This is a genomic window from Arthrobacter sp. MP_M4 (assembly GCF_035984855.1).
Taxonomy (GTDB): domain Bacteria; phylum Actinomycetota; class Actinomycetes; order Actinomycetales; family Micrococcaceae; genus Arthrobacter.
The window spans coordinates 59,303-65,703 of the sequence record NZ_JAXCHX010000025.1 but is presented as its reverse complement, the minus strand read 5'-3'; the positions used below and the strand labels follow the sequence as shown (position 1 = coordinate 65,703).

General features: G+C 63.9%; 3 protein-coding genes and 2 tRNA genes. All 5 read right to left on the bottom strand.

The window, feature by feature from the left end:
* A partial coding sequence (locus tag RCH15_RS15885) for an IS30 family transposase (protein ID WP_326961632.1) occupies positions 1-1,058 on the bottom strand: 1,058 nt, incomplete at its 3' end.
* Between the two features lie 479 nt (positions 1,059-1,537).
* A tRNA-Met gene (locus RCH15_RS15880) sits at positions 1,538-1,611 on the bottom strand.
* Between the two features lie 150 nt (positions 1,612-1,761).
* Positions 1,762-1,835 (bottom strand) — tRNA-Met (locus RCH15_RS15875).
* 182 nt (positions 1,836-2,017) lie between these two features.
* Positions 2,018-5,029, bottom strand: coding sequence for a UPF0182 family membrane protein (locus RCH15_RS15870; protein WP_326961628.1), 3,012 nt, complete (start codon positions 5,027-5,029; stop codon positions 2,018-2,020).
* Positions 5,030-5,201: 172 nt separating this feature from the next.
* Entirely contained in the window at positions 5,202-6,350 is a 1,149-nt protein-coding gene (locus RCH15_RS15865; RefSeq protein ID WP_326961627.1) for a YlbL family protein, read from the bottom strand.
* Between the last annotated feature and the right edge of the window lie 51 nt (positions 6,351-6,401).

Genomic DNA, 6,401 nt, shown 5'->3' with positions numbered 1-6,401 from the left:
TCCAACAGCCCATTGGTGTTCTCATTCGAGCCGCGCTGCCAGGGACTGGCCGGGTCACAGAAGTAGACGTCCATGTCCGTAGCCATGCTGAAGGCCTTGTGGCGGGCCATTTCGGCGCCCTGGTCCCAGGTCAGGGACCCACGCAGGTGTGCCGGCAGGGTGCACATCGTGGCGATGAGGCCGTCCCGTACGGCTTCGGCGGAGTGGTCCACCGGCAGGTGGACGAGCATCACGTACCGGGTGGCGCGCTCGACCAAGGTACCGATCGCGGATTGGTTGTAGGCGCCGGTGATCAGGTCACCCTCCCAATGGCCAGGCACGGCGCGGTCTTCGATTTCGGGTGGACGCTCGGAGATCATGACCATCGGGTCCGCGAACCGGGAGGTGCGCTCTTCTCCGCTGCGCTGGGGCTTGCGGCGAGCTCTGCCGGTGCGCAGCGCGGCCTGGATTTCGCGTTTGAGTCCGCCCCGGGCCTGCAGATAGAGAGACTGGTAAATCGTCTCGTGGCTCACGCGCATCTCCGGGTTGTCGGGGAACTCCTCGACGAGGGTGTTGCTGATCTGTTCCGGAGACCAGCGTATGGCTAGTTTGTCCTTCACATAGCCTCGCAGCATCGAGTCACCGGCCAGCTTGGCCAGCTTGGGGCGTGTCCTGCGGGCAGCCGCTTTCCGGTGCGCCCCGTGCGGCAGGTAGCCCAACACCTGATCGGCATTGCGGCCCAGTTCACGGCTGATCGTCGATGGCGAACGACCCAGGATCTGTGCAATCGTCCTCAGCGAGGAACCCGATGCTGACAGGTCCCGGATCGTCTCGCGTTCGGGCAACGACAGGTAGCGCGGGTCAATGGGTTTCTCCAGCGCCGGCAGCGGTACCGGCAGGCCGGGAAGCTTTCCGGTCGCCCCGGCGGGAGCAGTCAAGGTGGTCACACCACGTTTGTAACCGACAACCCGTCCATCGGGGTAAATGCGTCGGCTGTTGGACTTCCGGATCCCGGAATCCCACTCCTCTGCGGTCCGGAGATGCACCCCGACCGTCTTGGCCGCCTCCCGCCGGCCCACACCGGCACTGCGCAGCCGGAAGTACTCCTCACGCCTGGCACGGCCTTTAGCCTTGCCCGCGATGCCAGCCGTGGACATCCACTGGTAGCAGGTGTTCTGGTTCAGTCCGAGTTCCGCGGCAGCAGCCGCCACGCTGCCGACACGCCCCAGAACCACGAAGAACTCATCCCTTTGCTCCTGCGTGTATTTCCTCCGCCCGGAGGACTGCCGCTTCCCTGCCGTTACACCGGGAGCGCCTGACTTGTGGACCCATTTGTAGCACGTCATCCGGTTGAGCCCGAGCTCCGCGGCGGCAGCAGTCACGCTCCCGACCCGGTCCAAAACAGCAAAGAACTGATCCTTCTGCTCCGGCGTATATTTCCTCCCGCCGACAGCTTCCTTCGTTAAAGACAACACGGTCGTTGCAACTCCCAAAATATCGGGTGTTGCAACGACCGCTAGAACCTAAGCAGATCCGGGCCTTTCCTTTTCTTCTTCAGTTGCGGGGACAGGATTTGAACCTGTGACCTCTGGGTTATGAGCCCAGCGAGCTACCGAACTGCTCCACCCCGCGTCGCAAGATCAACACTACCTTACTTTTCGCGCCACCCGGACCAGCCCGCTGCGGGCAGTCACGAACGCCAGCGGCCGCCATAAGTTTACCCGGGCGCGGTTAAACGAAAAGGTCCGGAACACTTTCCAGTGTTCCGGACCTTCTCTTCAGTTGCGGGGACAGGATTTGAACCTGTGACCTCTGGGTTATGAGCCCAGCGAGCTACCGAACTGCTCCACCCCGCGTCGCAAGATCAACTCTACCTGCCGGCGAACATGAGGCCAAATTGACGTCCCGTGATGTGCGTCTCCCTGTGTCCGCCCGGGACAGGTTGCTGGCCGGGGGCATCTGGCGCATGAGCGCGGAAGGGCCGGGTTCGCGCTCTGAAGAAGCACGAACCCGGCCCGGGACCGATAGCTGGCCTGCGTCAGCCGCTGGGGGTCGGTGCCGGTGTGGCGGCCGGCTGGGTGGCCTCCGGGGCCGGCGTCGCCGTTGGGGCGGGGACCGGCGTTGCGATCTTTGCCTCGGCGTCGATGGCCCGCTGGAGGGCCGCGGAGAGCTTCTTTTGCTGGTCACCGTAGGCCGCAAAGTCACCCTTGGCGAGGGCATCCTGGCCGGCCCGGATCGCGGCGTTTGCCTCATCCAGCGCCGCCTTCAGCTCCGCCTTGGCGTCCGTGCTGCCCGGGGTTGGCGTGGTGCCGCCCGGCGCCGTCGTGTCCGGAGCCTGCCCATTGTTGGCAGAATCGCCCGCGCTGGCTCCCGACTCGCCGCCGAACAACTGGTTCAGGGCTTCATCCAGGGTCGGAGCGAAGCCGATCTTGTCACCAAATGCCACCAACACGCGCTGCAGCGTGGGATACGATGTCTCACCCGTGGACCGCAGATAGACGGGCTGGACATACACCATGCCGCCGCCCACCGGCAGGGTCAGCAGGTTGCCGTTGAGCACCGCCGACGCGCCCTGGCGCAGCAGGTTCAGCGCCTGCGAGACGGTCGGGTCCGAGTTGAACTTGTTCTGGGCCTGGCCGGGGCCGGGCACATTCGCTTCCGGCGGGATTTGCAGCAGCCGCAGCTGGCCGTAGCTCTCCGCCTTCACGCCCTTCTGGTTGCCGGCGTCGGAGTCGGCGGCCAGGAAGCCGTACAGCACGTTGCGGGCCGCCCCGTTGACCACCTGCGGGATGAAGGACGAGGTCAGTTGGAAGGCCGGTTTGTCCTGGTCCGGCATCTTCAGGGACATGTAGTACGGCGGCTGTTTGACATCATCCTGGACCGTGGGATCGTTCGGGACGCTCCAGGCATCGTTGTTCGTGTAGAAATTGTCCGCCTGGGTGACGTGGTAGCGGCCCAGCAGTTCCCGCTGGACTTTGAAGAGGTCCTCCGGGTAGCGGACGTGGCTCATGAGCGCCCCGGACATCTCCGAGTACGGCTTCAGCGACGTGGGGAAAATCTTTTGCCACGCCTTCAGGACCGGATCCTGGTCGTCCCATGCGTAGAGCGTGACTTTACCGTCGTAGGCATCCACGGTGGCTTTGACCGAGTTGCGGATGTAATTAACGGAGGTGTTCGGCAAAGAGGCTGTCCGCCCGGAGGTTGTCTGGGAATCCGTGGTGGCCGCGGAGAGCTGCTCCTGTTGGGAGTAAGGGTAGTACTGGCTGGTGGTGTAGCCATCCACGATCCACTTCACCCGCCCGTCCACGACGGCCGGGTAGGCGTTGCCGTCCACCGTGAGGTACGGGGCAACCTTCTCGACGCGATCGCGGGGATTGCGGTCGTAGAGGATCTGGGACTCGGCATTCACACCGTCGGAGAGCAGCATGTCCGAAGATTGGAACTTGATCGCGTAGAGGACTTTGTTGAAGAAGCTGCCCACGTTCGGGCCGCCGTCGCCCGTGAAGGTGTACTGCGTTTCGCCGTCGCCTTCCTTGGCGGCAGGCCGGTCCTGCTCGCGGTGCTGCGCACCGTCGGGTGCACCGACGATGGAGTAGTCAGGCGAGTTCTCACCGAAGTAGACCCTCGGCTGATAGGTCGAATCATCGCCGAGCACGCCGGTGGACGGAATTCCGGACTGCAGGAAGTCGGGCTTGCCGTCCACAGTGAATTTGTTGCCCTTGGCAGCGACAACGCCGTAGCCGTGGGTGTAGACGACGTGCCGGTTCAGCCACGACTGCTGATTGGCGCTCAGCCCGTCCGGGTTGAGTTCGCGGACCGCAATGACGGTGTCCTGGATCTTGCCATCCACCTCGTAGCGGTCCACGTTCAGTGCGCTCGGGAACTGGTAGTACGGCCGGTACTGCTCAAGCTGGGAGAACGCATCCGAGATCAAGTTTGGATCCAGCAGCCGGATGTTGGCTGTGGTCTGCGCGTCGGGGGCCAGTGCGCCACTGGTGGCGTTGGTGGTGGCGTTGTACCGGGTTTCCTGGATCTTATCCAAACCATACGCGGAGCGGGTCAGGCTGATGTTGCGCTCGATGTACTTCTTTTCCAGCGTCTGCTCCGAGGGGCGGACCTGGAACTGCTGGATGACCCACGGGTAGACCCCGCCGGCCAGGATGGCGGTGATGACCAGCATGGCGGTGCCGATGACAGGCAGCCGCCATTTCCCGATCACGGCAGCGACGATGAACAGCACGGCGACCAGGGCTGCGGCGACGGCCAGGATGGACTTGGTGGGAATGACAGCGTTGACGTCCGTGTACAGCGCCCCGGCCCAACGGCCGCCGCTGTTCTGCACGGAGGAGTACCGGTCGAGCCAGAAATTGACGCCGAGCAGGAGAAGGAACGCGGCGCCGGAGACGGCGAGGTGGATCTGCGCTGCACGGCTTGTGAAGATGCCGCGCTCCATGATCCGGATGCTGCCGTAGAGATAATGCGTCAGGACGCCGGCGATACCGGCGACGATGACGACGCTGATCAGGAATCCCGTGACAAAGCCCAGGAACGGAAGGGTCATCAGGTAGAAGCTGATGTCGAGACCGAACTGGGGATCGGTCTGACCGAAAGGCTCCTGGTTCAGGAACAGGAGCACCTTCTGCCATTGGCTGGCCGCGGCGCTTCCGGCGAACAGCCCGAAGAGGACGGGCAGGCCGATCATGACGACGCGGCGGATTGGTTCAAGCTGCATCTGGTAGCGGTTCAGGTTGTCCCGGATCTCCGAGTCCGGCGCGTACACGGGACGGGACCGGTACGCGATGCGGATGGCGAAGAAGACGGCGGCGAACATGAGCGCGAACCCGGCCAGGAAGATAGCGATGCGTGACAGGTTCTCGGTCAGGAAAACTTCAAAAAAGCCCAGCTGCTGGTACCAAAGGACGTCCGTCCAGACATTGGCGAAGAAGATGAAGCCGACGACGATTATGGCCACAACAATCAACGTCGGCGTCAGGGCGCCTCTTCGTTGCTGTGGTCTTCCGGGTGGGACGGTGCTGGCGGGACGGGACAAACTTGGTACCTCATAGCTGGTCGTCAGTTACTGGGTTTTTAGTTATCGGTGCGGCGGTCCCATGTGGCAACCTGGGGTTGCTGAATCATAGCCGCCGCCGGCGCTGCCCCGGCAGGGCGAATGCCGTCATAAAGTGCCACGAGTGGCAATGGATCTTAGTTCCGCGGCCAGTCTAGTTGGTGGAACAAACCGGAAGCCCTGATGTGTCGGCCCCGGACGCTGCGAGCTCCACCGCTTTCCGCGCGTCGGTGAGGGTTTCAACCTTGACCACCTGCAGTCCGTCCGGGATGTGACCGACCACGTCATCGCAGTTGGCGGCCGGAGCCAGGAACAAGGTGGCACCGCCGGAGCGTGCACCGTGCATCTTCTGGCCGATGCCGCCAATCGGGCCAACGGCACCGTCCGGGGTGATCGTCCCGGTGCCGGCGACGTGTTTGCCGCCGGTCAGGTCACCCGGCGTGACGGTATCCACGATGCCCAGTGCGAACATCATGCCGGCGCTGGGACCGCCCACCTTGTCCAAGGAGATTTTGACGTCGAAGGGAAAATTGAACTTGTACTGCAGCATGACCCCCAGGATGAACCGGCCGGCCGGAGTCTTGGACGGCGTGATGCTGACGGGAACGTTGCTGCCGTCGCGGTCGACGACGAGATTCACCGGGGCGCCGCTGCCGGCCGCCAGTTCGGCCTGCACGACGCTCAACGCGGTCGCCGGCTTGCCGTTGATGGACACGAGCACATCATTTTCCTGGAGCCTGCCGGCGGAGGCGGAGCCCTCCGGGATGGCCGCGATCTGCATTTTCTGCTCGAACGGGATGCTTAGTTCGGTCAGCGCTGACGCGACGGCATTTTCCTGTGAGGTGGTCATGGCGACGGCGCTTTCCTGCTGGGACTGCTCCTTTGTTACGCCGGTGGGAAAGATGAGTTCCTCGGGGTAAACGGCCTTGGCGCCGCTAAGCCAGGCAGAGAACGCCTCGAAGACTGTCACGGGCCCGTTGGGACCGCCGTCGACGTAGACCGTGGTCAAGTCCAGGTTGCCCTCGGCGGGAAAGGACTCATGGCCCGTGACGCTGATGACCGGCGTTCCGTTGTCCTTGCCCAGGGTATTGAACGTGGGACCGGGCGACTCGACAACATAGGGCACAGGCAGGGACAAGGCGGTGACACCCAGTCCCAGCGCGAGCAGCCCGGAGACGAGCATCGCCGAAGCCCGCTTGTCCTGTCTGCGGTCCTGGCCTGATCCGGCGGTGAAGGCCCGACGGCGGCGCGGCTGGCCGGCAGACTGCCCGCTGGCGGGCTGCTCACCCTGAGTTATCGTCAATGAAAGACCTCTCCGTGCCGGCGCTCCGGGAACCTGTGGACCCCGCAAACA